This window comes from Alteribacillus sp. YIM 98480 (genome assembly GCF_009765375.1).
In the GTDB taxonomy this organism is placed as follows: domain Bacteria; phylum Bacillota; class Bacilli; order Bacillales; family Marinococcaceae; genus Alteribacillus.
Window position 1 is genome coordinate 83,983 of record NZ_VTOK01000008.1, and the last position, 26,912, is coordinate 110,894.

The 26,912-nt window shown below is 41.5% G+C and carries 23 protein-coding genes; 2 read left to right on the forward strand and 21 right to left on the reverse strand.

The window, feature by feature from the left end; all coding sequences use genetic code 11:
* Positions 1 to 38 precede the first annotated feature (38 nt).
* From ftsX to FZF09_RS11680, 10 genes are all read right to left on the reverse strand, one after another.
* Positions 39 to 935 (reverse strand): permease-like cell division protein FtsX, encoded by an 897-nt coding sequence (gene ftsX / locus FZF09_RS11635; protein ID WP_158736765.1) that lies wholly within the window; start codon positions 933 to 935, stop codon positions 39 to 41.
* Complete coding sequence (gene ftsE, locus FZF09_RS11640; RefSeq protein WP_158736766.1) at positions 925 to 1,611, reverse strand: cell division ATP-binding protein FtsE; 687 nt, start codon at positions 1,609 to 1,611, stop codon at positions 925 to 927. The genes ftsX and ftsE overlap by 11 nt, the downstream gene beginning before the upstream one ends.
* Positions 1,612 to 2,224: 613 nt before the next feature.
* Complete coding sequence (locus FZF09_RS11645; protein WP_158736767.1) at positions 2,225 to 2,551, reverse strand: c-type cytochrome; 327 nt, start codon at positions 2,549 to 2,551, stop codon at positions 2,225 to 2,227.
* Positions 2,552 to 2,601: 50 nt separating this feature from the next.
* The gene (locus FZF09_RS11650; protein WP_158736908.1) at positions 2,602 to 3,462 is read right to left on the reverse strand and encodes a YitT family protein; all 861 of its coding nucleotides are present in this window, start codon (positions 3,460 to 3,462) and stop codon (positions 2,602 to 2,604) included.
* Between the two features lie 127 nt (positions 3,463 to 3,589).
* Positions 3,590 to 4,375 (reverse strand): SDR family oxidoreductase, encoded by a 786-nt coding sequence (locus FZF09_RS11655; RefSeq protein WP_158736768.1) that lies wholly within the window; start codon positions 4,373 to 4,375, stop codon positions 3,590 to 3,592.
* A 91-nt stretch (positions 4,376 to 4,466) separates the two neighbouring features.
* Positions 4,467 to 5,571, reverse strand: a protein-coding gene (gene prfB / locus FZF09_RS11660; RefSeq protein ID WP_158736769.1) for a peptide chain release factor 2 whose coding sequence is annotated in 2 segments (ribosomal slippage) — positions 4,467 to 5,498 and positions 5,500 to 5,571 — 1,104 coding nt in all. Because the reading frame shifts where the segments join, the coding sequence is not laid out codon by codon here.
* A gap of 170 nt (positions 5,572 to 5,741) precedes the next feature.
* Entirely contained in the window at positions 5,742 to 8,270 is a 2,529-nt protein-coding gene (gene secA / locus FZF09_RS11665; RefSeq protein WP_158736770.1) for a preprotein translocase subunit SecA, read from the reverse strand.
* 332 nt (positions 8,271 to 8,602) lie between these two features.
* Positions 8,603 to 9,187, reverse strand: a complete 585-nt coding sequence (hpf, locus tag FZF09_RS11670; RefSeq protein ID WP_158736909.1) for a ribosome hibernation-promoting factor, HPF/YfiA family — start codon at positions 9,185 to 9,187, stop codon at positions 8,603 to 8,605.
* Positions 9,188 to 9,407: 220 nt separating this feature from the next.
* Positions 9,408 to 9,605, reverse strand: coding sequence for a cold shock domain-containing protein (locus FZF09_RS11675; RefSeq protein ID WP_158736771.1), 198 nt, complete (start codon positions 9,603 to 9,605; stop codon positions 9,408 to 9,410).
* A gap of 492 nt (positions 9,606 to 10,097) precedes the next feature.
* The gene (locus FZF09_RS11680) at positions 10,098 to 11,525 is read right to left on the reverse strand and encodes an NAD-dependent succinate-semialdehyde dehydrogenase (RefSeq protein WP_158736772.1); all 1,428 of its coding nucleotides are present in this window, start codon (positions 11,523 to 11,525) and stop codon (positions 10,098 to 10,100) included.
* A 954-nt stretch (positions 11,526 to 12,479) separates the two neighbouring features.
* Between FZF09_RS11680 and FZF09_RS11685 the strand changes: the two genes are divergently transcribed.
* Complete coding sequence (locus tag FZF09_RS11685) at positions 12,480 to 13,541, forward strand: DUF6612 family protein (protein WP_158736773.1); 1,062 nt, start codon at positions 12,480 to 12,482, stop codon at positions 13,539 to 13,541.
* A 95-nt stretch (positions 13,542 to 13,636) separates the two neighbouring features.
* Here FZF09_RS11685 and FZF09_RS11690 read toward each other — a convergent pair whose 3' ends face one another.
* The 10 genes from FZF09_RS11690 to FZF09_RS11735 form a co-directional block, all read right to left on the reverse strand.
* A complete protein-coding gene (locus FZF09_RS11690; RefSeq protein ID WP_158736774.1) occupies positions 13,637 to 14,032 on the reverse strand; it encodes a DUF8042 domain-containing protein in 396 nt (131 codons plus the stop codon).
* Positions 14,033 to 14,796: 764 nt separating this feature from the next.
* A complete protein-coding gene (gene fliT / locus FZF09_RS11695; protein ID WP_158736775.1) occupies positions 14,797 to 15,159 on the reverse strand; it encodes a flagellar protein FliT in 363 nt (120 codons plus the stop codon).
* 1 nt (position 15,160) lies between these two features.
* Complete coding sequence (fliS, locus tag FZF09_RS11700; RefSeq protein WP_370514454.1) at positions 15,161 to 15,718, reverse strand: flagellar export chaperone FliS; 558 nt, start codon at positions 15,716 to 15,718, stop codon at positions 15,161 to 15,163.
* A 45-nt stretch (positions 15,719 to 15,763) separates the two neighbouring features.
* On the reverse strand, positions 15,764 to 17,968 hold the full coding sequence (gene fliD, locus FZF09_RS11705; protein ID WP_158736776.1) for a flagellar filament capping protein FliD: 2,205 nt from the start codon (positions 17,966 to 17,968) through the stop codon (positions 15,764 to 15,766).
* A 553-nt stretch (positions 17,969 to 18,521) separates the two neighbouring features.
* Complete coding sequence (locus tag FZF09_RS11710; protein ID WP_158736777.1) at positions 18,522 to 19,367, reverse strand: alpha/beta hydrolase family protein; 846 nt, start codon at positions 19,365 to 19,367, stop codon at positions 18,522 to 18,524.
* A 59-nt stretch (positions 19,368 to 19,426) separates the two neighbouring features.
* Positions 19,427 to 20,137: a twin-arginine translocase subunit TatC gene (gene tatC / locus FZF09_RS11715; protein ID WP_158736778.1), complete on the reverse strand. Its 711-nt coding sequence runs from the start codon at positions 20,135 to 20,137 to the stop codon at positions 19,427 to 19,429.
* A 264-nt stretch (positions 20,138 to 20,401) separates the two neighbouring features.
* Positions 20,402 to 20,641 carry a twin-arginine translocase TatA/TatE family subunit gene (locus tag FZF09_RS11720; RefSeq protein WP_158736779.1) on the reverse strand — a complete coding sequence of 80 codons (240 nt, stop codon included), beginning with the start codon at positions 20,639 to 20,641 and terminating at the stop codon, positions 20,402 to 20,404.
* A gap of 23 nt (positions 20,642 to 20,664) precedes the next feature.
* The gene (locus FZF09_RS11725; RefSeq protein ID WP_158736780.1) at positions 20,665 to 21,249 is read right to left on the reverse strand and encodes a RidA family protein; all 585 of its coding nucleotides are present in this window, start codon (positions 21,247 to 21,249) and stop codon (positions 20,665 to 20,667) included.
* 26 nt (positions 21,250 to 21,275) lie between these two features.
* On the reverse strand, positions 21,276 to 22,895 hold the full coding sequence (locus FZF09_RS11730) for a flavin monoamine oxidase family protein (RefSeq protein ID WP_158736781.1): 1,620 nt from the start codon (positions 22,893 to 22,895) through the stop codon (positions 21,276 to 21,278).
* A gap of 644 nt (positions 22,896 to 23,539) precedes the next feature.
* A complete protein-coding gene (locus FZF09_RS11735; RefSeq protein WP_158736782.1) occupies positions 23,540 to 23,803 on the reverse strand; it encodes a hypothetical protein in 264 nt (87 codons plus the stop codon).
* Positions 23,804 to 24,168: 365 nt separating this feature from the next.
* Between FZF09_RS11735 and FZF09_RS11740 the strand changes: the two genes are divergently transcribed.
* Positions 24,169 to 24,663, forward strand: a complete 495-nt coding sequence (locus FZF09_RS11740) for a L,D-transpeptidase family protein (RefSeq protein WP_158736783.1) — start codon at positions 24,169 to 24,171, stop codon at positions 24,661 to 24,663.
* A 580-nt stretch (positions 24,664 to 25,243) separates the two neighbouring features.
* Here FZF09_RS11740 and FZF09_RS11745 read toward each other — a convergent pair.
* Positions 25,244 to 26,824 carry a flagellar hook-associated protein 2 gene (locus tag FZF09_RS11745; protein ID WP_158736784.1) on the reverse strand — a complete coding sequence of 527 codons (1,581 nt, stop codon included), beginning with the start codon at positions 26,822 to 26,824 and terminating at the stop codon, positions 25,244 to 25,246.
* Positions 26,825 to 26,912 lie beyond the last annotated feature (88 nt).

Sequence of the window (26,912 nt, forward strand, 5' to 3'; positions counted from 1 at the left end):
CCAGGTTTCCTCCTCTATATGTTTCCCTGACCATACATTTAAACTTTTAAAAATTTACGAACAGACGTAAGACTTCCCCAAACGCCAACGAGCGCTCCGATCCCAAGCAGAACAAGCGTCACCTGCAAGGTCAGCGGATAAACCGGCAAAAGCTCTGCAAAATTTAACCGTAAACGTTCGGCGAAATTATCATAAAGGTAGTGATATCCTGCCATTACAGCCGCAACGGGTACAATGGCTCCCAGCACACCGAGCAGCAGACCTTCAAGAAAAAACGGCCAGCGGATAAATCCATTCGTGGCGCCTACTAGTTTCATAATCTGAATTTCTTTCTGTCTAGCTACAATTGTAAGCTTAATAGTGTTCGATATCAAGAACATAGCTGTGAACATAAGCCCTAACACGAGGACAATCCCTATCGTTCTCAACACGTTCGTGACATTAAACAACTGCTCCACAACTTGTTCTCCGTAATCAACCCGGTCTATATGAGGAAGTTTATCCGCTTGTGAAGCAACTTCCTCAGTAAGCTGCGGTTCATCCGCTTGTAGAATAAAAGCATCATTTAATGGGTTCTCATCACGTAAAGACTCAAAAGCTGCTCTATCTTCTTCGCCAAGGCTTTCTATTAACTCATCAAGGCCTTCATCTTTTCCTAAGTATGTAATACTTTCTACGTGATCTATTTGGTTAAGCCCTTCTTCTAATTCCTTTTGTTCCTCTTCGGACGCAGTTAAATCAACATACACTCGAACTTCTACATCTTCTTCTACAGTCGACATAAAATGGTTCATATTTAAAATAAGAATCAAAAAAACACCAACAACCATTAACATAATGGTCACTGCACTAATCGATGCAAAACTCATCCAGCCATTGCGGCCGAGATTTTTCATGCCTTCCTTTCCGTGACGTACAAGAGTTCTACCTTTCATAACCGTAGTCCCCCCTCATCTCATCACGAACAATGCGGCCGGATTCTATCGCGATTACTCGTTTTTTTATTGTGTTTACGATTTCGCGATTATGGGTAGCCATAAGAACAGTTGTGCCTCTGCGATTAATATCTTCGAGAATATCCATGATCTCCCATGACGTATCTGGATCGAGGTTGCCAGTTGGCTCGTCCGCTATCACTACACGCGGGTTATTTACAATGGCACGAGCTATGGAAACTCTTTGCTGTTCGCCCCCTGATAATTCATCAGGCAAAAATCGAGCTTTATTTTTAAGCTTAACGATATCAAGCACTTCCATTACACGTTTTCGCAAGACATCGCGCTGTTCTTCAATAACTTCAAGCGCAAATGCAACATTTTCAAAAACGGAAAGCTTTGGAAGCAGTTTAAAATCCTGAAAAACAACGCCGATTTTGCGGCGCAAATACGGAACGTGCTTTTCTTTAAGCGTAGTAAGATCAGCTCCGTTGATTATAATGCTGCCTTGAGATGGCTTTTCTTCCCGGTAAATCATCTTTATAAAAGTAGATTTCCCTGCTCCACTAGGGCCTACAACGTAAACGAATTCTCCTTTTTCAATCAAAATGTCGATATCATTCAAAGCGTTCACACCATTTGAATAGGTTTTCGACACATCTATCATTTCTATCATACTCATCACTTCCTGAAGCAAACAATTTCTAAGGGGCAGATAACTGAGCTGCTTGTCCGCTGCTTGCTGAGTTTTTACATCATAAAAGCGCAAGCGCCCTGGTCAACCGCGACAGGTTCTGGAGCTTTCGAGCAGGGTCGCCTGCGGACCGGCGTCGAAGGGGAAGAAACCCTATTTATAATTTCTTACCTTTTTAGAAAAATTCGGCTGCCGAGTCTTTATGGCGGATGCCGTAGTTTTGCTTATACTTTGATCTTTTAACAAAGTTAAACATTCCTAAAGTACAAGAAAAGAGGCTTAACAAAACCAAGCATGTCGTAATTTTGCTGTCATTACATAGAATTTGTAGAAAAAAGGAAAGAAACATATTTTTATGTCATCTTCCACCAACACATTATATCATCTTTTAAACTAAAAAAATGCTATAAAAGTATTACATTTTCATTTCAAAATAAACGAGAAAAAAATAGATTAGGAGAAAATCCTTTTAAATAAGGGGTTTTAGAATAGAAAAGATCTGTAATATGAATAAGTGGGAAGGGAATATAACTAGGAAAAAAGACTCATTTTCTAAAATTGGTATAGGACCGGGGTGCCCCGGTCCCCTTTTTCACTATTGCTCTGCAACCCAAGCCGCTACGTTTTCAGCTTCTTCGCCTTCAATAATGTCGGACGGCATACCGCTTCCGCCGTTTTCAATCATTTCAAGCACTTCTTCTTGAGAATGGTCTCCTGGAAGTTCCGGACCATTCATACCTTCTAGATTTTCACCATGGCACTGTGCACAGTTTGCTTGATAGCTTTCTTCAGCAGCTGCTTCATCAAACGTTTCGCCGCCGCCTTCATCCCCGCCGGACTCTCCAGTGTCTTCTTCCCCGCCGCCACAGGCGCCGAGGATAAGTACAGCGCTTCCCGCGACCGCCATCAGAAATTTTTTCATGATGCACCCTCCTACAATAAATATATAAATGAACATTCTTCCAATTTCGCTTACTTATTATACCCTACTGCTTCTTTTTTAAAACCCTCACCAAGAACTTCTGCAGCGTTAGTAACAACGACAAAAGCTTCCGTATCAACAGTTTGAACTAATTGTTTCAATTTAGTGACTTCGTTGCGATTTACTACACACATTAATACCTGCCGTGGATTACTTGTGTATCCGCCGCGGCCATCTAATTTCGTCACACCGCGATCTATTTTCGTTAAAATTAAATCAAGTACTTCTTTTTCTCGGTCCGTAATGATTAAAGCAATTTTTGCATAACCTACACCAGTTTGAATAATATCAATTGTTTTTCCCGTTACAAACAGACCGATTAAAGCGTATAGAGCGAACTCGAGACTAAATACAAAAGCAGACGCTGCGACAATCAGTCCGTCCATAACAACTACACAAGCTCCAAGAGATATGCCTGTATATTTATTTATAATTTGAGCAGCGAGGTCTGTCCCTCCGGTAGAGGCATGCGCGCGGAAAACGAGGCCGAGTCCAATTCCTACACCGATCCCTCCAAATAGAGCACCAAGCAAGGGATCTTCTACAGCAGGCTGGACGTTTCGTGTTAAGTAAACGATAAACGGAAGAAATAACGTGCCTACTAATGTTTTTCCACCATATTTCCAGCCGCCTAAAAGTAAAATTCCAGCGGCAAACAACGGAATATTTAATGACCAGAGGGTAATGGCCGGTTCTATTTCAACAACCTCAAAAACAATCGTTGCAAAACCGCTTAATCCCCCTGACGCGATACGGTTTGGCAGTAAAAATAAATTATAAGATACAGCTACAATGGCTGATCCTAAGAAGATAAGTATCGTATTGATTGCAACCTGAAGGTTTCGCGGCATCGGCTGCCGCCGTCTATCCCAATTCCACAACCCGCATACCTCCTGCTGTCAGAAACATGATACTTTATTTAGAGCAGCTCTTGTTTCAGCAGTTAAAACCGCTGCATACATTTATAGTTTATACTCTTTAATAAGCTTTTACTAAACCGCCTTCGACAAGCAATGTCTGTCCGGTAACATATGTATTTGCACCAGAGCCGAGAAACACTACCTGCTTTGCAAACTCTTCCGGTGTACCATATCGTCCAGCCGGAATCGATGCTTCTAGTTCTGTTCTTATTTCTTTAATTGATTTGCCAGTACGCTCCGCTTTTTTTTCATCCAGCTTCTTTGTGCGGTCGGTAGCGATTCTTCCAGGCCCTACTGTATTAATAAGCACTCCATCCGGTGCAAGCTCTCTGGCTAAACTTTTAGATAAACCCGCGATTCCCATGCGAAAAGTATTAGAAAGAATAAGATGATCGATCGGCTCTTTTAAAGAGGCTGATGCAATATTTACGATGCGCCCTTCGTTCTTTTTCAATTCAGGAAGCGCTCCACGAATAGCACGGATAAAACTAAACAGCGTCAACTCAAAGGCTTCCTGCCAGTCACTGTCTTTCATATCCATAAATGTCCCAGCAGGAGGACCGCCGGCATTATTAACGAGCACGTCAATACGTCCCAATTTATCTTTTGCTTCTTCCATCAATGCTTCGATATCTTCTCCTTTTGAAACATCGCATGTTTTCCAATAAACCGGACTGTCGCTTTCAGTATGAATTTCTTTTGCGGTTTTTTCTAACGTGTCTTCACTCCGTCCAGAAAGCATTACTTTTGCACCTTCTAGCGCAAACTGGCGGGCCGCTGCTTTGCCTAGTCCTTTACTAGAAGCTAATACGACAACTGCTTTTCCTTTTAACTCAAGATCCATACGTTAAACCTCCTCCAATTAGTGAAAGCCTTTACAGTTCTATGTAAAAATGGAGCCGGCCCCGCTATGCAGGCCAGACTCTATGTTCCCCCTATGCCTTCATACTTGAACGCAAATATTCATCGATAAATGGATCAATATTACCATCCATAACCGCAGACGTATTACCAATTTCATGATTGGTGCGGTGATCTTTAACCATATTATAAGGATGGAAAACGTAAGAGCGGATTTGACTGCCCCAGCCAATCTCTTTTTGTTCTCCCCTAATTTCATTTATTTCTTTTTGCTGTTCTTCTATTTTCATTTGATATAGTTTAGCACTGAGCATTTTCATTGCTCGTTCTCTGTTTTTAATCTGAGAACGCTCGTTTTGACATGTAACGACAGTATTAGTTGGAAGATGTGTAATCCGTACAGCCGAATCCGTTGTGTTTACGTGCTGACCACCGGCACCGCTTGAACGGTACGTATCAATTTTAAGATCTTCGGTGTTTATTTCAACTTCTACATCTTCATCCATCTCAGGCATCACTTCACAAGACACAAATGACGTGTGACGGCGCCCAGAAGAGTCAAATGGTGAAATTCTGACAAGCCTGTGGACTCCTTTTTCTGCTTTTAAGTAACCATACGCATTGTGGCCTTTAATAAAAAGGGTCACACTTTTTACGCCTGCTTCATCTCCTGGCAGATAGTCCAGCGTTTCGACGGAAAAGCCTTTTTGGTCGGCCCAGCGTTTATACATACGCAATAGCATTTCCGCCCAGTCCTGTGATTCGGTACCGCCAGCACCTGGATGAAGCTCTAAAATAGCGTTGTTTTTGTCATATGGTTCACTTAAGAGCATCTGTAATTCAAATTCATTTAATTTTTGGTTCAACTCATTGACGCCGTCTTCGAGCTCCGTTTTTAACTCTTCGTCATTTTCTTCTTTAACGAGCTCATACGAAACTTCTAAGTCATCGTACATACTTGAGAGCTTTTTAAACCCGTTCACACTCTCTTTTAAACCATTTGATTCATCGATGACTTTTTTTGAAAGCTCCGGATTATCCCAAAAACCAGGCTCCGTCATTTTTTCTTCGAGCTCAGCAATGCGCTCCTCTTTTTCAGAAAGGTCAAAGAGACCCCCTAAAGTCCGCTAAACGCTTAGCCATATTAGAAAGTTCATTGCGTATCTCTGCCATATCCATCGTAGCTCACCTCATGTAAAGTTGGAGTTTCTTACCGGTTAATCGAGAAAAGGTGCTGCAAACGCCCCATCCTGCGGTTGGAGCATTGATTCCCGTCGTTTTTAATGCCAGCAGTAGTATTAGGAAAAAAAGAGGAGGGGGGCGCTTATCCCCCCTCAAATTTGTGTTTTCTATTGTGCCGCTTCCTGCCGGCCGTGGCAATGCTTATATTTTTTGCCGCTTCCGCACGGACAAGGCTGATTTCTTCCTACGTTTTCTGTTTTTCGAATCGGACGTTTTTTTGTGTTCTGGCGTTCTGTATTGTTGCCGTGCACGGCTTTTCCTTCTGCTACTTCCTTACGCTCGATGTTATTCTGTACTTGCGCTTTCATAACATACGTTGCCACTTCTTCTTCGATGGATTCAACCATTTCTTCAAACATATTAAATCCTTCGAATTTGTATTCACGGAGCGGATCATTTTGACCATATGCTCTTAAATGAATGCCCTGGCGGAGCTGGTCCATCTGATCAATATGATTCATCCACTTCCGGTCAACGGCGCGAAGCATAATGACTTTTTCAAATTCGCGCATCATTTCCGGTGTCATTGCTTCTTCTTTTTCATCATACCGGGCGTTGACTTTTTCTAAAACAAGCTCTGTTATTTCTTCTGGTTCAAGTCCTGTGATTTCTTTTTCCGTAATGTCTTCTGCTGTAAGGACTGTACCTTTCAAGTAATTCACAAGTGCTTCAAGGTCCCAATCTTCCGGCACTGTATTTTCCGGAGTGTGCAAGGCAACCGCTCGTTCGATTACCGACTTAATCATGTTTTTCACGATTTTGCTGAGATTATCCGATTCAAGCACTTCCATACGCTGTGCATAAATGATATCACGCTGTTCACGCATCACATCATCATACTGAAGGATTTGTTTACGGGCGTCAAAGTTGTGGCCTTCCACCCGTTTTTGAGCTTGTTCGACCGCGCGGCTGACGAGTTTGCTTTCAATCGGCTGATCTTCTTCCATCCCTAAACGCTCCATCATGCCGCGCATATTGTCAGAGCCAAACCGGCGCATCAGTTCATCTTCCATCGACAGATAAAACTGAGAAGCACCTGGGTCGCCCTGACGACCGGAACGACCACGAAGCTGGTTATCAATCCGGCGGCTCTCATGACGCTCTGTCCCGATCACATACAGACCGCCAAGCTCTGTTACACCATCACCAAGTTTAATGTCGGTTCCGCGGCCGGCCATATTGGTGGCAATGGTAACCGCCCCTTTTTGTCCGGCATCTTCAATAATTTTCGCTTCGTTTTCATGGTTTTTGGCATTTAAAACGTTATGAGGGACCTTCCTTTTTTTCAACATTCTTGAGACAAGCTCTGAGGTGTCCACGCCTACCGTACCGACAAGCACCGGCTGTCCTGCCTTGTACAGTTCTTCAATTTTTTCGGCTACTGCTTTGAATTTACCTTCTCGGGATTTATAAATCATATCTGGCTTATCATCACGAATAATCGGTTTATTCGTTGGAATAGCTGTTACGTTCATTCCATAAATATTGCGAAATTCCTCTTCTTCCGTTTTTGCTGTACCTGTCATTCCGGCCAGCTTTTCATACATACGGAAATAGTTCTGGAACGTGATCGATGCTAGTGTCATGCTTTCTTTTTGCACCTGCAGGCCTTCTTTTGCTTCGATCGCCTGGTGCAGACCGTCGCTGTAACGGCGGCCTTTCATCAAACGACCGGTAAATTGGTCAACGATAACCACTTGACCTTCCTCTATGACATAATCACTGTCCCGATGCATGGTAACGTGAGCTTTTAACGCCTGATTGATGTGGTGGATCAACTGTACATGTTTTTGGTCAAACAAATTTTCAATTTGAAAGGCCTGCTCTGCTTTGTTGACGCCTTCTTCTGTCAGCTGTACATTTTTCGTTTTTTCATCATAAGTATAATCTTCGTCCAGCTTAAGGCGGCGAACAAAGGCATCCGCAGCCATATATAATTTGGTAGACTGTTCTACTGACCCTGAAATAATAAGCGGCGTTCGTGCTTCGTCCACTAAAATGGAGTCCACTTCATCGACAACCGCAAAATAAAGCGGGCGCTGTACCATTTTTTCCTTATACAACACCATGTTGTCGCGCAAATAATCAAATCCAAACTCATTGTTTGTACCGTACGTAATGTCTGCCAAATAAGCCTCATGTTTTTCTTCTTTCGTCATTCCTTTTTGGTTCAATCCGACGCTAAGACCGAGAAAACGGTAAAGCTCCCCCATCGTTTCACTGTCGCGTCCAGCCAGGTAATCATTCACGGTGACAACGTGAACGCCTTTTCCAGTTATCGCATTGAGATACACTGGCATGGTTGCAACCAAGGTTTTCCCTTCCCCTGTTTTCATCTCGGCAATGTCGCCGTCATGAAGAACAATCGCACCCATCAGCTGAACACGAAACGGTGTTAAACCGAGCACACGGGTGGATGCTTCCCGTACAACAGCAAACGCTTCTGGGAGCATTTTTTCTAAAGACTCTCCGCTGGCATAACGTTCTTTAAATTCTTCGGTTTTTGCTTGCAGCCCATCATCGGAAAGTTTTTTCATATCATCAGCGTAATTTTCGATCTCATCGACGGTTTTTTGAAGTTTTTTTACGCTTCGCTGATTCGTATCACCGATTACTTTTTTTAGTAAACCGATCATGACGCTATCATCGTCCTCTCTTTTCCTTCTACGGAATATATCATAGAAAAGCATGTTGCCCGCATGCAATGCTGCAACAGATTCATATAGTACTTTTCATAATAGGAAGGTTCTACACTCTAAGGTTTGTCCCTTCCCAGTATATGGAGAATCTTTTCACACTTATTCATCATTTTATCAGTTTCCGTGTATCCTTACAACGGGGAGGAAACCTGGCCAAACGGAAGAGGCTGCCTCAAAAAGAGACAGCCTCATTCTTTATTTAGATGGCAAATGCCATTCTTATATTCTTTATTCAGGACAGCTTTTATTCTGCTGTCAGCATGTACATATTATTCCGGCTCAATTAAACCGTAACGTCCATCTCTTCTTCGATAGACTACGTTTGTATCACCATTCACAGCGTTGGAAAATACGAAAAAGTTATGTCCCAGCATATCCATCTGTAAAATAGCTTCTTCTGTATCCATCGGTTTTAAATTAAAACGCTTTGTACGTACGATTTCATAATCATCCACTTCGCTTTCCGGGAATTCATGGTTAGAAAATTCACCGTTAACGAGTTCTTCATTTAAATCTTCAATATTATCTTTAAACATGTATTTTACACTGCCGTCCTGACGGAACTTGCGGTTCACTTTTGTTTTATGCTTGCGGATCTGCCGTTCGAGTTTTTCAACGACAAGATCGATGGCGGCATACATATCTGCGTGTGTTTCTTCTGCTCGAAGTAAGAGCTGAGGCATAGGAACAGTAACCTCAATAATGTGTTCGCTGTTTTGGACCTGCATTTTCACATGCACTTCAGCCACCGGCGTGGTATCAAAATAGCGTTCTAGTTTGCTCACTTTCTTTTCCACGTAATTCTTAAGTGCCGGAGTTACCTCTAGGTTTTCACCGCGAATATTGTAATTCATCAAGTAAACTCCTCCTTTCGATTACTACTACATATTCTATATTCACTTTCAGACTCCTTCTTTAAACTGAAAAATCGTCTAAAAAAATCGAAAGAATGAAAAGAAAATGAAAAAATTTGTCGAATAACTTTGCTTTTGACATGAAAAGGCCCGCCTCATCGCTGAAAACGGACCTTTTTTATACAGAGGCCTGCTCCAATGGACGAAGCAGGTAAATATTTTATAGTTTGTTTACATTTGCAGCCTGCGGGCCGCGCGCACCTTCCACAATCTCAAACTCAACATCCTGTCCTTCTTCAAGCGATTTGAAGCCTTCTGCATTAATAGCGGAGTAATGAACAAATACATCATCTCCATCTTCTCGCTCGATAAAACCAAACCCTTTTTCATTGTTAAACCATTTTACTTTTCCTTGCATGTTCCACATTCCTTTCGAAAGTTATGCGCGGGCATTCCCACTTTTTTACTATAGCAGATGAACAAGTCAGCAGTCAATAAACTTTCAAACTATTTGCACATTTTTGGATGCAGAGGAAATTGTAAAAAATAAATACGGAGACGAATGGAGGTATGGAACCCAAATGTTGTTATTGGACTGGGGTTTGAACGCATCTGATTTAATGGGTGAAATGGTCTCTCATCTTTTCGTTGTTGAAGGCGTCTTCATTCATTCTTGGTTACTATTCTTTCAAACAACGTTTTCGGGCTCATACAATCCATAGCAAATCTATTCAGACTACGCTGTTAAAAATGATGAAGCTGTCCCATACGTCCGCTTCAGGCATTTGCAGCTGGAATTAACCTTCTCTCGAGCACAAACCGCTCACTGCGGGGTCTTCGCTCCCCGCAGGAGCCTCGGATATTCCAGCTGCTGGATGACTATCATACCTAAAGACAGCTCCTTTTTACTTTAAACACCCATAGAAATATATTTCGTTTCAAGAAATGGTTCTATTCCTTCACTGCCGCCTTCTCGCCCGATACCGCTTTGCTTCCAGCCTCCAAACGGTGCTTGAGGAGCAGATGGGACGCCGTCATTCCAGCCGACAATACCATATTCCAGTCCTTCTGCTACTTTCATTCCACGGCTCAAGTTTTCTGTGAAGAAGTAAGAAGCTAAACCGTATGGCGAAGAATTCGCAAGACGTACGCCCTCTTCGTCACTAGAAATTTTCTGCACTGGTGCTACCGGGCCGAACGTTTCTTCTTCCATAATTACCATTTCATGTGTGATGTTTTTCAGCACTGTTGGTTTATAGAAGTAAGCACCGTTTTCTTCAAAGCCTTCTCCGCCGCAAACAAGCTCAGCTCCTTTGTCGAGCGCGTCTTTTACGTGACGGTCGACTTTTTCATAGCCGCCCTGGTTAATAAGCGGGCCGATGTCGACGCCGTCTTCAAAACCATCACCGACATTCAATTTTTCAGCTTCCGTTTTAAATTTCTCGATAAACTCATCATAAATGCCTTCCTGTACATAAATACGGTTGCCGCATACGCACGTTTGCCCGGCATTTCGGAACTTGGAAGCGATCGAACCTTGAACAGCTTTATCTACATTTGCATCATCTAATACGATAATGGGGGCATGTCCGCCTAATTCAAGGGACAGCTTTTTAATTTGTTCGGAACCTTGTTTCATTAATAAGCGGCCAACTTCCGTGGACCCTGTGAAAGTAATTTTGCGAACCGTTTCATTTTCCATCAACTCTCCGCCAATTTCAGAAGCTTCCTGTCCGGATACTAAATTAAATACCCCTTTAGGAAGACCTGCTTCTTCACAGATTTCTGCAAATTTGACTGCCGAAAACGGCGTGTCTTCACCCGGTTTTAATACGACCGTACATCCCGAAGCAAGAGCCGGTGCTACTTTACGGGTTATCATCGCTTGCGGAAAGTTCCACGGGGTAATTGCACCAACAACACCAACAGGCTGATGAATCACCATCATCCGTTTTTCGGTAGAACTGGCTGGAACCGTTTTTCCATAGACACGTTTTCCTTCTTCTGCAAACCATTCAAGAAACGAAGCTGCATATTGAACTTCCCCTTTTGCCTCTTGAAGCGGTTTCCCCATTTCTTTCGTAATCCATTCTCCGAGCTCCTCTTTTTTCTCCATCATTAAACGATAAATTTCTTTTAAATAGCCTGCACGTTCTTGAGCAGTTAATGCTGACCAGCTTTTAAAGGCGTCTTCGGCTGCTTTGACTGCCTCTTTCGTCTCTTTTTTCCCGCCGTCAGCTGCTGTTCCTATTTTTTTCCCATTTGCAGGGTTAATGACAGGAAAAGTACCTTTTTCTGCTGTTTTCCATTCTCCATTTATATACAATCTAGTGTCCATTTTGCTATCTCTCCTTTTTTATGCGATTAGAAAAGCGCAAGCGCCTTGCTCCTGAGCGACAAGTCCTAGAGAGGCTCGGCATATGGAAAGCTGATCTTGCTTTCCATTGACGGACCGAAGGAATCTCGAGCGAGTAGGCGCTAGAGCTAGACATCAAAAACGCCAACTATTTATCATTTCTTACCTTTTTAGAAAAACTCGACTGGCCGCCGAGTCCTTATGCCGGAAGTCGTTGTTTTGCTTACGTTGATCCTTTAACAAAGTTAACTATTCTTAAAATATATGAAAAACGAAAGCTATCAACGTACAGGACGTACTTCCACACGACGTGGTGTGCTGCACATTCATCGTCAAAAACGCCACGTCCTGTGGCTGACGTGTGCTTTTTTAGTGGAAGTACCTTCAACTAGGCAGTTTCCTTTATTGATAACGGCAAGCCAATTTTTCTACCACCTCAGGTACACATTTTCAATTTCCTATACCCGAAATACATGTTATGTATGCATTTATTTTTTTATTTATTACAGTAATTCAACTTTTGTCCCCTTTATCCCTGCAAACATTTAATTTTCTGTCAGCAAATATTCAATTTCCGTAAACGTATAGACTCCAAAATTAAATTTTCTACACTTTAAATTATTTCAGCCTTATGTACAATGAAAGCAGGACAAAAAAGAAATACATACTTTTGTTCATTAACAACGTCCCAGTCCCTCTTTATAACATAATCCTCTATACTTTCAACAGCATTCCGGCCTTCCGATTCCCGCTGTATGAACCGCCCGCTTCCTAAAAAAGCCGGTTCAAAACCTGTCAGGATCTGATCTTGTTTATCAGATCCTGCTTTCTTATTGTTTCTGCTCGTTTCCCGTATATCCTTTTCCTTGCTCTACCCAAGCTACCATACATGTGATACTATTTTAATGACAGCCTTCACACAGAGGAGGATGAACCATGGCTCAAATCCGTAAGGGGCTGCTTCTTATTATGCTGGCTGTATTTACCTCAGCATGTATGTCGGAAGCAGAAACGGATGAAAACGGCAACAATACCGAACCTCCGGAACAAGAAGAACCACCGGAGCAAAAAGAATCCATCGATTCTGATGAAGTCCTCGATAATGCCATAGATATTATGGAAGATTTAGAGAATTATGCGATAGATACAAATATGAATCAAGACATCCAGTTTAATGAAGAAGGATACTTAAAAAATAAATATCGCTCCCACACCGTTGTTAACCTTGACCCGATTAGCTACCATGAATCCTCCACAATTCAAACAACCGAAGAAAACGGTGAAAGTGACACATCAACCAATGTTGTCGGATTAGAACGTTACTTTTCAGAGGAAGGATATTATATTTTTGATTCAAATGACGGGCGCTGGATAAAATTTCCCGATGAATTCACCGAAGACCTTCAATCCTATGATGAATCCTTTGAAAAACCTGCCCACACCCTTGAATTAATAGAAGCGTATACGGATGACATTCATATTAGTGAAGGTGATCAGCATTACAGACTTACTTTTTCTGGAGAAAATGAGCAGCTTCAGCAGATTGCTCTGGAAATGATGCGAATGGTCAATACCGACTTTTCTGAAATGATGGAAGATATGATGTACATGACGGAAATGGAGGATCTTGAGTTTGAATTGTTGATCGACAAAGAAACGTTTTATGCTAAAACCCTGCGAATGGATATGAATATGAATATGAACAGTGAAGAAGGACAGTCCTATAACTCTACTCATACTGTTGTCGCAAGGTATAGTGAGTTTAATGAAGCAGAAGAAATCTCGATTCCGGATGATGTACTTGAGAATGCAGAAGAAATGGAGCTTGAAGAATTCAGCGGTTTTAATGATATGGAAGAATTTGATACGATCGAAGGCATAAAAATTGAAGAATTTTATGAGGACGAAGATGAGGAAAATGAAGAGGAAGACGGGGAAGAAATTGAAATTGATTTAAACGAATTTCTTAGTAACGATGAGGACGAGGTCGAATCATAAAGGAAAAATCCCCACTAACTTTTGGAAAACGGAGCTTGGGATCATCCCGGCTCTTTTTTCGTTGAATCAAAGAAATAAGGTACATTAATTGGTTATTATTGCCTATCCTGTCTTTTTGGTTCATCTCCTACACTTTGCACTAGCAGCTTCCATCTCTGAAATGCAGGCATCAGGTCAGACGCCACAAAACGAAGGCGTGCATTAGACGTGTCATATGATGATATCGATTTGGCGTTCTCCACCTTTTCGTGAAAATGCTGCATTTCCTCTGCTATTTCTACTTTTTCCGCAAACAGATAGCGCATCGTCATGTTATCCGAAGAAAAAGGAGCAAATCCTTCCATCATTTGCACGAGCAGCCGATCGCCATTTTCCACATGCCCTTCCCGGTAAAAATACGCTACAGAAGATAGGCCTTCTTCCACTGTATGTAACCATTCTTTGTATCTCTTTAAAAAAACACGCTCCGCTTCCCGTAAGCGCTGAGACATGATAACCTCTCCTTTCGAACAATGTCAGGTAATTTGATCTTAGCATGTTTGTGCTTTTTTTGTATAGAAGGTAGACAGCGTCTTTTTGAAGGGCTGGCACGAAGGCATGAAGTCTGCTGCTGTTTGTTCTTGGTTTTAGGTTTTATGAGCATATTCTTCGGGTTTATAGTCCACTTTGTCTGGAATTCGCATATTTATTTGATTATTGTGTGTTGATTGGAGATGGTTTTGCTCCAATTCTAGCTTTGTTTTACTGCTGTTTCATTATGGAGGGGCAGGCTCCGCGATTGGATGGGGCTTTTGTTGATTTTTGAGAGCTGCTTTGCGTGAGGATCTGCTGATGCATCACGGTTTGAGATAGATTTGTTTCACTCTGGTGTTTCGAACTTCCTCCATTATCAGAGTTGACTCCGAGGCTGTTTTCTATCGTTTTATGAACGCCCGAAATTTGCTAATATTTCCGGTTGATGTGCTCTCGTTTCCCCCCTTTTCAAGCTGCTTTCTTTGGGATATGCTTTTCTTTTCGGTTATTACGCTTCCTTTTACGAGTGTTCCCTTCACCGCTTCTTTTTTTATAGGGAATTGGCATCAAACATAAAACGAGCAATTTTCTTGGATTATGAGCAAATTTTCAAAGGAATGATCCACTTCCTTTTTATCGTGTGCGCCTGAGCGGCTGGGCGCTGAAGCTAGACATCAAAAACGCCAAATATTTATCATTTCTTACCTTTCAAAAAAGCAGCCTAGTTTCAGGCTGCTTTACTTCAATTCTTTTTATCAAAAAACACACCGTCTACAGTAGGCCCGTTGTATGGTCTTTCATAACGCTTGCTGGATTCCTTCTTTTTCTTTAATCGCTGCATATCTAAACGCAGCGCGCCTTTGGATGCTTCCATCTTTTGTTGAATATCGGCATTCATCTTAACCATGGCACGGCCAAGCTTTTGTTCGGCTTCATTAAATTCTGTTTTCTGTCTCATTTCATCCAAAAGCTTGGCACGCTTTTGCAAATAGTTCTCTAGTTCTTCTACGTAACGATCACGGTCATCGAGTTCTGTGGGGAGGTCGCCGGAAACATGCTCGTGTAAGGCTTTGGTTACAAGAAACAGTTCTTTAACCAATGCCATGTTATGCTTGATCTCCTTCTCCATAGCGCTGCTGCCGATCTAATTTAATCGTTTCTTTCCACGTATCACGAAACTCTTCGACCAACCCGCGTGCTTCCGTAAGCGCCTCTTTATCATTATTAATATTCGCATCTACTAAACGTCGGTGGATAAAATCGTACAACCGAAACATATTTTGTCCGATTTCGGAATCGGTTTTTAATGTTACCATTAATTCACGGATGATATCTTGTGCTCGGATAATAAATTTATTTTTGCTTTCCATATCTTTTGCATCCATTGATTTGCCAGCTTTATCGATAAATTTCAGGCAGCCGTTATAAAGTAATAGTGTCAAATCACCACGAGAAGCCGTTTGAATGGCATTTTGTTGATATGCATTGGTGGATGCTGGTTTGGTGCTTGGCTTTTGCAGTGCTGAGGCACCAGGAGCTGCTGTATCCTCAGCTGCAGCTGACGGTGTATACGTCTGTTCTTTTTGGGCTGGAGCTGTTTTTTTATAGGCTTCGGCCTGTTTCATATTTTTTTGATAAACAGCTTGTGCATTTTGAAATGCCATAACTATTCAATCCTCCTGTGTATCTGCATTACATGATGAGTTAAGTTAAAAGCCGCCAGCGCCTCCGAACATCTGCGTGTAAAAATAATTGGCTTGTTCGTTTGCGCGTGCTATAGCTTGTTCCATAGCGGTAAATTGCCGCCAATAGCGGTCTTCGGTCTCGGAAAGACGCCGTTCAAAATGAGAAATTTGGTCGTCGATATTGTTAATATTTCTCCCGAGAGTAAATTGATGGTTTTGTATTTTGCCCTTGAATCCGCCCGCTCGTTCAGCCAATGATTCGATTGCACTGTCAAGCGTGCCGCGAAGTCTTCTAGCTATACCCTGCTCTCGTCGTGTGTCCCCGTCCGCTGCAAACAGTTCAAAGACACTTTCTGCGTCGTTTTCAATCGCTTCACGCAGCTTCGTTTCATCTACCTCTAGTTTCCCGCGGTCCATGTAATTGCTTGTGGTAGAAATACCGATCGTTGTCAATTGATTGTAGGCAGTATCATATTCGGTGTCGACTCTTCCATAAAGATCAAGTCGGAATGTATCAGTAAAGCTGGAAATCGTGCGGTCGTTTTTAATTAACCCGCTTTTTGCTTTTTCTTCCCATAATTCAATTTCCCGATCCGTCATTGCTTGTTTTTGTTCATCGGTAAGCGGCGGATAATCACGGTAGCGATCTTCCCCTAATTTTTCGTTAATAGTGTCCAGCATATCGTTGTATTCATCGACAAATCCAGTAATAGTGTCAAAAATAGAATCTGTGTCGACAGAGGAACGAATCGAAACTGTTTCTTCTGATGCTGTAAAAGTATCTTTTAAGGTCATCGTCATACTGTTTACGGTAAATGTATTACTTGTTCGTTCGGTTTCCAATCCATTTAGAGTGAACTTGGCATTTTGTCCGCCTTGAAATCCAAGGTATGTAAAATTGCCGTTTTTATCTGTCTCACCGACTTCTTCCCCATCTACGGTAATCGTTTCATTCGCGACGATTGCGCCTGTACTATCCTTTAGTACTCCCTCTTCTAATGTCCAATCATTAAATTCCGTTTTGTCTCCATTTGGATCAGTAATAACCAGATTTCCATCTGCATTCGTGCCCACATTAGAATTGGTCATTCCTAAGGCCTCTGTAAACAAAGTACCTTCGAAAATCATCTCTTCTCCATCGGTATTAAAATTTCCAGCTTCTGTGCGGTTAAAAGCAAGTTTGCCGGAAAAGTCATCGTAAAAGGCACTAACTCCAAGCGAAGAGCGGTTAATATCCTGCATAAGCTTGTCCATCGATTGGCTGCTTTGAACAATAAAACGATCTTTAACGGCTTCTCCCTGTTCGTTAAAGGTTGTCAAGCCGCCGCTCATATACTGCTGAGTATATGTCACGTCAACCGGTCCTTCTGTTTTAGCGCCTAAACGAATTTTCCCCGTTTCCGTGTCAACGTAAGCCTGATCGGCTGTCAATTCCACATCAGAATCGGTTATAATTTCGAGCGGACTGCCTCCATCTATAGTAACCGTCATAGAATCAGCGGCGATTGCTCCTTTTTTCAGTTGAAAACTATCTTTCGCTTCCGAGGGCGTAAACGTTTCAGAAGCGTCTTTTGTAAAATATTGAACAGAAATGTCTGAATCAGCAGCGAGCGCTTCGGAAAATGCAAAGTCGATTTTGTCGTTTTCTGCAGAAAAGCTGACGCGTACTTGATTATCTTCTAAAGGTGTATCATCCGTTACTACGTCATACAGCTTGCCATTTACTGTAACTACCATATCTTCTGCAGCAGTATCCAGCAGATTTTCTTTTTCAATAGAAAATGTCTGCTGCCGATCATCCAACGTGATCGTTTCCTTCTCCACCATCCCTGCTTTCCAGTTATCTGAGCCTTCCCACTCTTGTGATGCCAGACTTTTCGAAGAATCAAAGGCAGAAGAGCCAATGCGGCTGCTGCTTGTTTGTGAAGCGGCTTGAGCGAGCTGCTTTACTTCTGATATTTGGTAGGAAGCATTTCCAGCTGTAGAAGATGCCGTTGCTGTAATGCGGCTATCGTCGGTGGAGGAAGCGGAACGGGCCCCCATATTCGCCCGGCGCATGACCGTGTCAAAAATATTATTACGAAATTCGTCAAACAATCGGTTTATGCTGCGATATTCTTCCATCTGCCACTCTATTGTCTGACGTTTCTGTACCATTTTATCCACGGGCACTCGCTCGGCCCGCATCAAATCTTTCACCATTTGATCAATATCCATACCAGACGCCATACCCGAAATCCTCATCGAATGTACGCCTCTCCTCTCTATATTCAATTGTCAATTTTAAATGAAGAAACTTCTTGTATTTTATATCGGCTTGCCAGCGGTTTTATTTAGAAAATATTTGTAAAGTGCAAACGCCCTAAAAAAGTTCGCAACAGCCTGTGTTCCCCCCTACCAAAGCAGAACATTTGGATGTGGTAAAAGGCATGCCGCCAAGTTCAAATTGGGAAGTCTTGCAAAGGGAACCTTCCCTAAATTACAAAAGACAGTTCGTTAAATGATCATTTTTAAAAGCCTCCATGGAACCGACTAAATTTCCGCTTCATTTTAAATCATAAATGTCATGCGCTAATGGCTTTTCAAACAATCCCCTCTCTCTCATTCCAATGTTCTTAATAAAGAACATAAATTATCTTATTATACAAAATCCATAAGACGCGTCCTCCTTTATGGGACATTAACATAAATGAATAAGTTCTATATAAAGAATTAACGAACAAAAAAATACTTCTCTCAAGAAACATCACTCGAGAGAAGCAAGGGAAAAGTAGAGATTTCATTATAAAAGGTTTTGAAAATGGGAGATCGTTTCTTTCATGGCTTCGTCAAGCTGCGATGTCGTTTCGGTTAAAGGATGGCCAGCGTTAAACGTGTGATTTGCACCTTGAATAAGAGCTAAAGAGTGCCTGGAAGACGTTTTTTCCATTTTGTCCGCTCCTTTAACGAGCCACTCGCCATCAGCATCCCCTTGTATGATACGAACGGGAGCTTTTAACGCTTCTAAATGGGTCAATAAATGAAAACGTTCTTTATTCGTTTCCATATCATCTAAAACATCTGCCTTTAACGGCATGTTTTGATTGGTGCGCTTGTTTGCAATGTAACCGACGCCGCTCTCACGCATGTCTTTTTTTAGATCATCTCCAAAAAAGTCAACATCCCACACGCCATTCCACGTTACCACGGCTTTTACTTCTTCCGGATGTTCAGCTGCAAAAAGAAGCGCATTAGCCCCGCCGCGGCTGTGGCCAAGCACCCCGATTTGGTTAAGATCAAACTGCTTTGAAAAAGGCAGCTTTTCCTCTTTCATATGCTCAAACAAAACAGCCAAATCAGCTTGTTCTCGCGAATATGTATTCACCGCGAATTTTTCGAGCTCATCAAAATCTTTCTCGTTCACTCCGTTGTGCGAAAAATTAAAACGAATCGCGTAAAAACCGGCGTTCGCTAATTCATCACCGAGATAAGGAAAGAAATTCCAGTCTTTAAACCCTTTGAAACCGTGGCAAATGATCACGACGGGCTTTTTTGTACGTTCCATCGGTGCATGAACGTTTCCGCGAATATACAAATCATTTTCCATAGAAATCGTAAATGATTGATTCTCTATCGTATCAGATGACATCGATATCCCCTCCTAGATTGCATGTTATCATACATTTTTTGAGAAGAGGGCGAGTGATACTAATTTTTCTTTCTTCGATAAACCATTTGGGAAAGGATAATACTTACTTCGTATAAAATTAATAATGGTCCTATAATTAAAACATCTGACAAAAAGTCCGGTGGTGAAATAAGTACAGATATGATGATAAGTATAAAATAAGCATATTTTCGATATGCCGCTAACTGATGAGGATTAATAATACCAAGGTGAGTAAGAAATAATACAATGACTGGCAATTCAAAAAAAAGAGCTAAAGGAACGGTTGCCTGGAATAAAAATTTAAAATATCGATCTACCGTAAACATCGTTTCAAACTGCCCGTCTGCTATTCCCACCAAAAAATTCATCATTAAGGGAAAAACAATATAAAATCCAAAAGCAAGCCCTATAACAAATAACAGTAAAAATACGGGTACATATAAAAATGTTGCTCGTTTTTCTTGTTTTTCCAAAGCAGGTGCAACAAAACTCCATAATTGATAAGCAGCGATTGGAATAGTCAGTATAAGGGATGCCAGAGCGGCTAAAGCCACATACACCCACAGGATATCTCCCGGACCTAGCACTGCTAATTTGCCCTCCACGTCTTTTATCAAGAAACTATAAATTTGGTCTACAATTAGAAAGGATAACAAGAAAAAGAGAATGAAGCACCCGCCAGTTATGATGATTCTTATTCTTAATTCTTCTAAGTGATTTAACAATGGTGCCGACATTGCCTTTTCCATAATTATTCCCCCTCTTCTTTTTAGAAAGCTCGGCTTAACGTGGAGTTTTTGGACAGCACCCGTAGTTTCACTAACACGTAAGCAGAAAACTCTGCTAGCACCAAGTCTTTAGGCAAAGGCGATTGCCTAGTTGCACTTATACTGATTTCCTCAACATTTTGACGACGTCGTTGTTCATATACGCTAAAATTTTATACATCAGTGTAAAAAAAGAGCAGGCACTGTTCCTGTATGAAAGGTTTCAGTCCTGCTCAGCAACACACCTTAATTTGCTTTTCTATGTTCTTCCTTTGTTGTTAACGTATTGACTTTCTCACTTGCATATTCTCTATCATTTATTTCATCACTAGAATCATCAGACACTAGTTCTTTTGTTGAATGTTTAAATTCATGTAGCGTTCTTCCAAAAGCCCGTCCGATTTCAGGTAGTTTGGAAGGACCAAATATAATCAAGGCAATAACTAAAACCAATATCAACCCTGGTACACCAATATTTTGCAACATAAATATACCCCTTTCATATTCTTCTATTTGTTGATTCTATTAGCCATTTCATTGGTTGGAGGATAAGCAGCAAAAGCTTCTATTTCAATTAACCAATCCTCATTGACAAGGCCAGCTACTCCTACTGTGGAACGAGCCGGTTTCACCGGATTTTCTTCGGTATCAAAGAATTCTGCATAAGCATCAAACCAGCCTTGAAAGTCAATTTCTCCGTCTTTATTTGGGTCAGGTGTGACATATACACGTAAATAAGTGACATCTTCCATCGAAAGACCTTTTCCTTCTAAATCTTCTTCAAATTTTTCAAGAATTCCAATTGCTTGCTGCTTTGTATCTCCATATCTCTCGTACATATTATCCCCATCCTCATCAATCATTGGAGGGACCGTACCGCTATAATGCAGCGTAGCTTGATTAGCTGGCATAGCTACTGATGAAGAGATAGAAGAAGATTCATTTCCATAAAACGTCACTTCTTTTGGTTCGATATTAGGATTTTCCCCCTTCCCTTCACTTGGAGAAGAGAATACGTTTGTACTGGTAGCACCTATAATGACTAATGACAGTATCACTGCCGTTACTATATTCTTTTTTATCAGATTTTTCATTTTCACTTAATCTCCTTTATTGTTAATTAACTAGCATTGGACGTAACTGGCTCTTCTTTTATGACACGCTGATGGATTTTGTCGACCACGTATTGGGCCGATTCAAATGCTCCAGCCATCCACCCCGTGTAATAACTCAAATGCTCTCCGGCAATATAAATTCGCCCATCCGGCTCTTTAAGAACTGGATAATACCTTTCTCGATCTTCCTGGCTGTAGCTAGCCCAGCCGCCAAGATTATATTTCACTTTATGCCATGCTACAGAAAAGGAGTTCTCAAATTCATCGGGATACGCAGGATGAATTTTTGTCCCTTGTTTTATGGCATGGGCTTCTCGTTCCTTTATGGATAGGTCACCAATTTTTTCAGCATTTTCACCGAAATTATAATATCCGACTAAAATGCCTTTCTGGGACAAATAATCAGAGGACGGGTACCATATTTGAGTGATATCCATATTGGTGTTTGTCATACCGCCATAAATGTTTTCGTCTTCTTCCCAAAACCTTCTTTTAAACTGCAAGGCAATTTTACCGGTACTTGCATAGTTAATACTTTTAATAGCTTCTGCCATTTCAGAGCTGAAATCAGCTGGAATATCTTTAAGTACTGGAAGAGGAATCGTGCATATGCAATAATCCCCGTTGATTTCTTTGGGTCGGGACGAACGGTCTTTGTATACGACTCGTACACCATCTTCTGACTGGCGAATTTCTTGGACTTCTGTATGAAATGTGATCATGTTTTTCACTTGTTTTTCAAATGCTTCTGGAATTTTGTCCATGCCGCCAACTGGCTGAAACATCATCATCTGCTGGTTAAAACTATATTCTGAACTAAAATTATTTCCGAAACCGGACTGGAGAAGAGCACTGAAGTCAAAAGGGTCTTCCATTACCCCTTCATCCACGCCAGGAAGAGTGTTATATCCACGAGCACTGGATCCTTCATAAAATAAGTCTCGAGAAAGCCCACCTTCTGATCGAAGAAAAGAAGTAAGTCTTTCTTTATCTTCTGAAGTGAGAGGCTGATCTAAAGCGTTTTGATCGAGGGCTTTTGCAAGCAGTTCGGAAGTATACCCCCGCATATCCGCTTTGGCAGCACGTTTACGAATTTTTTTATTCGATAGTAAACCAACGTCTTCATTGTAGTAATAGGCCGCTTCATTGACATTGGTGAATGGTTCAATGGGAACACCCAATTCCCGGCAATAGTCCAGGGTGACGTGATGCTGAGGAATTCGTGCAGGCCCCGCGTTAAAATATAGATCCTTATCAAAGGAAGCTTTTTGAGTTACCCCGTCTGTGTCTGTTTCTTCCGTATTTTTTCTAACTGTCCAATTCCTGCCGCCAGACCTTCCCCGGGCTTCAAGGATTTGGCAATCATAGCCTGCTTTACTTAACTCATAAGCAGCAGCCATCCCAGCTAGCCCGCCTCCTAAAATAATAATGCGTTTGCCGTTTTTCTGGACAGCAGATAAATCACTTTGTTTGGGAGGCTCAAACGAATTTGCGTTTACAGAAGGTGCTGATAATAATCCCAAACTTTGCATAGCTCCAAAAACAGTTACCGTGCCGCCGACTTTGCCTAATCCATTAAGAAACTGTCTTCGAGTAATGTCCTTATTGAATTGAGAATATTTCATTTCATTCCTCCTAAAAGTATTGATACGACGTGGTTGTACAGAACTATTTGGTTCCCCCCTTTCAACATTCACTTTAACTGAATATTTAGATAATAAAAATAATTCTGTTATATTAACTAACAATTTTTTTACAATTATGTACAAAATTCCCATTGATTTTTACATGGTGCAAACATTGGAGATAAAGCGTTTCATAACGTGTTGAAAAAATATGGCACATCCAGTCGACGGAAGTCTTTGTAAAATATACATTTCTCGAAATTAAGAAAAGCAAAAGCGCCCTGGTCAGCCGCGACAGGTTCTGGAGCTTTCGCGCAGGGTCGCCTGCGGCCCGGAGTCGAAAGGGAAGACATAAGACGTTCAGCTAATTTAAATGAACTTCTACTAAGATCGCACACGTCGACGCATAGGATGTGCTAATGTCGCCAATGCCACAGGACGTGGCGTTTTTGGCGACGAGTGTGCAACGTAGAAGTCACCACATCGTGTGGAAGGACGTCCTGTGACAACGCTGAACTGGCTTGCACAGGAGGTGTTGACTTTTGCGTTGCGACAGGACGTTCGCGGTTTTAGCAAAAGTTCCTCTTTCTCGTGTGCCCCTGAGCGGCTGGGCGCTGAAGCTAGACATCAAAAACGCCAACTATTTATAATTTCTTACCTTTAAATAAAACCAGAGGTCTCCCCTCTGGCTTTTTCAGGCGTAATGTGTTCGTATAGGAATCGCCGATAATACATTTTTCATTTTCAAAGAGCGAAGACCGCGTTTGGTGTGACACCATCCTAAATATGTCTTTTTCATTCATTCGGTGTACGGTCACGGGGCGATGGCTGAGTCTGCCGTCTTTTGCTTCATATATTATTTCCACTGGTTTCCCACTTGCTAATGCTCTTTTCAACACACCTTCCATGGGATCCCTCCATTCTTTCATTTCTTCTATTATACACGAACATAAGTTCTATATTAAACAATAGCCACCTTACAATTTTTATAAATTTTTATGTTTTTAATCTACTATATTATGGCTGCAGGAACTACCCGTTTACTTACTTAAAAGCTCGCTTATCGTCGTTCTTACTTCTTTGACATGGAGACATTCACTCCTATGTCAATATTTCCAGAGGAAACTGCACCATCTCTACAATTCCTCCTATGTTCAAAAATAGTACCTCCAGCGTAAAGACAGGGCTGCGTACCCTTCTTTTTGAATCGGGGAAGATCATGAATCGTAAGGAAGCACATAAAATGTAATGAAACCAGCGGGAGGTGCTTGCATTGATTCATACAGTTAAACCCGGTGAAACACTGACTCAGATATCAAGGGATTACCGCACTCCCTTATCCGCCATCATTAGTGCAAACCCGTCGATTAATCCAAATGTTATTTACCCTGGTCAATCTATTGTCATACCAGGGTTTCCTGATCCCTACACCCTTCCATACCAGATTGAAGTATCCATTAATAATCGCTGGCTGCGGTTACTAAGAGATGGTGTCCTGCAAAAACAGTATCCTATCGCGGTGGGAAGAATACTGTTTGATACACCTATAGGCAATTTTATCGTCATTAATAAAGCCCCTAATCCTGGAGGACCGTTTGGTACGATGTGGATGAGTTTATCAAAACAGCATTACGGAATCCACGGAACAAATGACCCAAGTTCGATAGGTCAAGCGGTATCAAGAGGATGTATTCGAATGTATAATCACGACGTGGAGGAACTAGCAAGTATTATACCAATAGGGACACCGGTTTCGATCCATCCATAGTTTATTGGTGGCAGATATCTTTTAGGCGCCTATCTCCGGTTATGATTGAATATTAGGATACAATGAAAAATATCGAAAATATTGCAATAAATTAAAATATAAAGAGAAAAAATCCAAGATGACTCGATAAAAATAACCAGAATTCTCTTCAATTAATGGTTACATTTCTCCTCTTACAAAAGGAGAAACAACCGTGTAAGCAGCCCAAATAGGTTAGGAACGCGTTCTTTTTTGACAGGATAAAAAAACGAAACAAGGAATAAAGACAAAACAAGAAAAAAGATAATCCAAACCAAACAACTCCGACATTGCCCACATATGCAATACCAGCACTCTCATAAACGTTACGTAATAGATTTTCAGCTAAGAAAAACCTAAGACTAAGAAAATCAGTTATTTCCACAAAAGTGACAGCATACATTTTCCAAATATCCATTATTCACATCCTTATTTGACTCGTTTTATTCCTGAAGAGGAGACCCTATATCCAAAATATTTCCATGAAAGAATAATAAAAGGATTGGTAATAAAAAATATAAGAGCAAGGCATTTCGCCCTGCTCTTTATAAATGTTCCCTTCTTACATCATGCCGCCGCCCATACCAGCCATTTGCTGCTGCATTTGCTGGGCCTGGGCATTTGCTTCTGCCATTGCTTGTTCCATGCGGGTAAATTGATCCCAGTAACGCTCTTCGGTTTTCTGCATGCGGCGTTCGAAGTTACTCATCCGATCATCGAGATTATTCATTTCACGCCCGATTGTAAATTGATCAGGAGAAGGCATGGCGGGACCACCGGCACGTTCGGAAATACTATCCATCGTATGATCAAGAGATTCCCGAACGCGACGTGCTACCCCTTTTTCTTCATAGGATTCTCCATCAGCAGAGAACAACTGATACACCGCTTCAGAATCTTCTTGAATCGCTTGTTCTAATTCGGTTTCGTCTACTTCCAGCTTTCCTCGTTCCCGGTAGTCACTGCTTGTCGTGATACCAATCTCCGTTAAATGCGAAAAAGCAGCGCCATCCCCGGTATCTACTTCCGCGTACATATCCTGGCGCATCGTATCCAGCCCGTTTGTCAAAATACTATCACGGCGAAGATAGCCGCTTTGAGATCGTTCTTCCCATTGTTCAATTTCTGTTTCGTTCATTTCACTGCGCTGCTCCTCTGTAAGAGGAGGATAATCTCTGTAATACTCTTCACTAAGCTTCTCATCTGTTTTTTCGATCATTTCATTGTAATCTTCCACAAATCCCATGATGGTTTCTTTAATACTTTCTGTATCTGCGCTCACATTAATACTAGCAGATTCATCACCTGTCGTAGTATTGTTCAAGGTAAACTGTACGTTATCTTCCTCAAACGTATTGGAAGTTCTTTCTGTTTCTATTCCATTCATTTCGAATATCGCGTTTTCCCCGCCAGTTTCATTCTCAGAATGTAGACTCAAAACATTTCCTAAAAAATTTTCCGAAAATTCCATTTCACTTCCACTTTGGTTGAAATTCCCCGTCTCACTTCTTGTAATTGCTACCTGACCAGAAAAATCATCGTAATAAGCATTTACACCAGCATTAGAGTTATTAATGCCGTCTAACACATCATTTAAAGTATCCGTTCCACTAAAAGTGAATTCCTCTGTATGAGCTCCATCCTCATTATACATCGTCATGTTAAAGGAAAATTCACTGTTTTCCCCATCTGCAGTATCCCAATTAATTGTATTTTGTAATTGATCCCAAAGCGACTCATCTGGATCCAATCGTTCGCCGTTATCGTCCGTTACCTCAACCGGATCTCCATTCGTATCTTTACTTTGATTCGTGGCAGCGCTGGCCAACTGTGTGATATTTGAAATCGTATAACTTCCTTCATTGGCGTCAGCAGAAGCACTGGCCTCTACTAAATTTTCATTCGAGCTTATCGCTTCTTTAGCAGTTGTATTAGAACGGCGAATAATTCCATCAAAAATAGAATCACTGAAAGATTGATATTCCCGGTTCATTTCCCGGTAGTCTTCCATTTCATATTGCAGCCTCAAAGCGTCTTGTTCCATTTTTACAAGTGGCTGCCGTTCCACTCGCATTAAATCCTGCACCTGCTGGTTAATGTCCATCCCAGAAGCAAAACCCGTTACTCTATTATCTACTTGCACACCCGTAACCTCCTAAAATAGAAAAAAGAGCCGCCACGGTCTCTCTTTCTATTGTTATCTGCTATTTATATCGGAAGCTATCTACTAT

Coding starts and splice junctions, on each gene's coding strand:
- FZF09_RS11710 (WP_158736777.1), bottom strand. CDS start 19,367: ATGTCATCTGATACGATAGAGAATCAATCATTTACGATTTCTATGGAA.
- tatC (WP_158736778.1), bottom strand. CDS start 20,137: ATGGAAAAGGCAATGTCGGCACCATTGTTAAATCACTTAGAAGAATTA.
- FZF09_RS11725 (WP_158736780.1), bottom strand. CDS start 21,249: ATGAAAAATCTGATAAAAAAGAATATAGTAACGGCAGTGATACTGTCA.
- FZF09_RS11655 (WP_158736768.1), bottom strand. CDS start 4,375: ATGGATCTTGAGTTAAAAGGAAAAGCAGTTGTCGTATTAGCTTCTAGT.
- FZF09_RS11645 (WP_158736767.1), bottom strand. CDS start 2,551: ATGAAAAAATTTCTGATGGCGGTCGCGGGAAGCGCTGTACTTATCCTC.
- fliD (WP_158736776.1), bottom strand. CDS start 17,968: ATGGCGTCTGGTATGGATATTGATCAAATGGTGAAAGATTTGATGCGG.
- FZF09_RS11735 (WP_158736782.1), bottom strand. CDS start 23,803: ATGGAAGGTGTGTTGAAAAGAGCATTAGCAAGTGGGAAACCAGTGGAA.
- FZF09_RS11720 (WP_158736779.1), bottom strand. CDS start 20,641: ATGTTGCAAAATATTGGTGTACCAGGGTTGATATTGGTTTTAGTTATT.
- fliT (WP_158736775.1), bottom strand. CDS start 15,159: ATGGCATTGGTTAAAGAACTGTTTCTTGTAACCAAAGCCTTACACGAG.
- ftsE (WP_158736766.1), bottom strand. CDS start 1,611: ATGATAGAAATGATAGATGTGTCGAAAACCTATTCAAATGGTGTGAAC.
- fliS (WP_370514454.1), bottom strand. CDS start 15,718: ATGGCATTTCAAAATGCACAAGCTGTTTATCAAAAAAATATGAAACAG.
- FZF09_RS11650 (WP_158736908.1), bottom strand. CDS start 3,462: ATGCCGCGAAACCTTCAGGTTGCAATCAATACGATACTTATCTTCTTA.
- FZF09_RS11680 (WP_158736772.1), bottom strand. CDS start 11,525: ATGGACACTAGATTGTATATAAATGGAGAATGGAAAACAGCAGAAAAA.
- FZF09_RS11690 (WP_158736774.1), bottom strand. CDS start 14,032: ATGTCTCAGCGCTTACGGGAAGCGGAGCGTGTTTTTTTAAAGAGATAC.
- ftsX (WP_158736765.1), bottom strand. CDS start 935: ATGAAAGGTAGAACTCTTGTACGTCACGGAAAGGAAGGCATGAAAAAT.
- FZF09_RS11685 (WP_158736773.1), top strand. CDS start 12,480: ATGGCTCAAATCCGTAAGGGGCTGCTTCTTATTATGCTGGCTGTATTT.
- FZF09_RS11730 (WP_158736781.1), bottom strand. CDS start 22,895: ATGAAATATTCTCAATTCAATAAGGACATTACTCGAAGACAGTTTCTT.
- FZF09_RS11675 (WP_158736771.1), bottom strand. CDS start 9,605: ATGCAAGGAAAAGTAAAATGGTTTAACAATGAAAAAGGGTTTGGTTTT.
- hpf (WP_158736909.1), bottom strand. CDS start 9,187: ATGAATTACAATATTCGCGGTGAAAACCTAGAGGTAACTCCGGCACTT.
- secA (WP_158736770.1), bottom strand. CDS start 8,270: ATGATCGGTTTACTAAAAAAAGTAATCGGTGATACGAATCAGCGAAGC.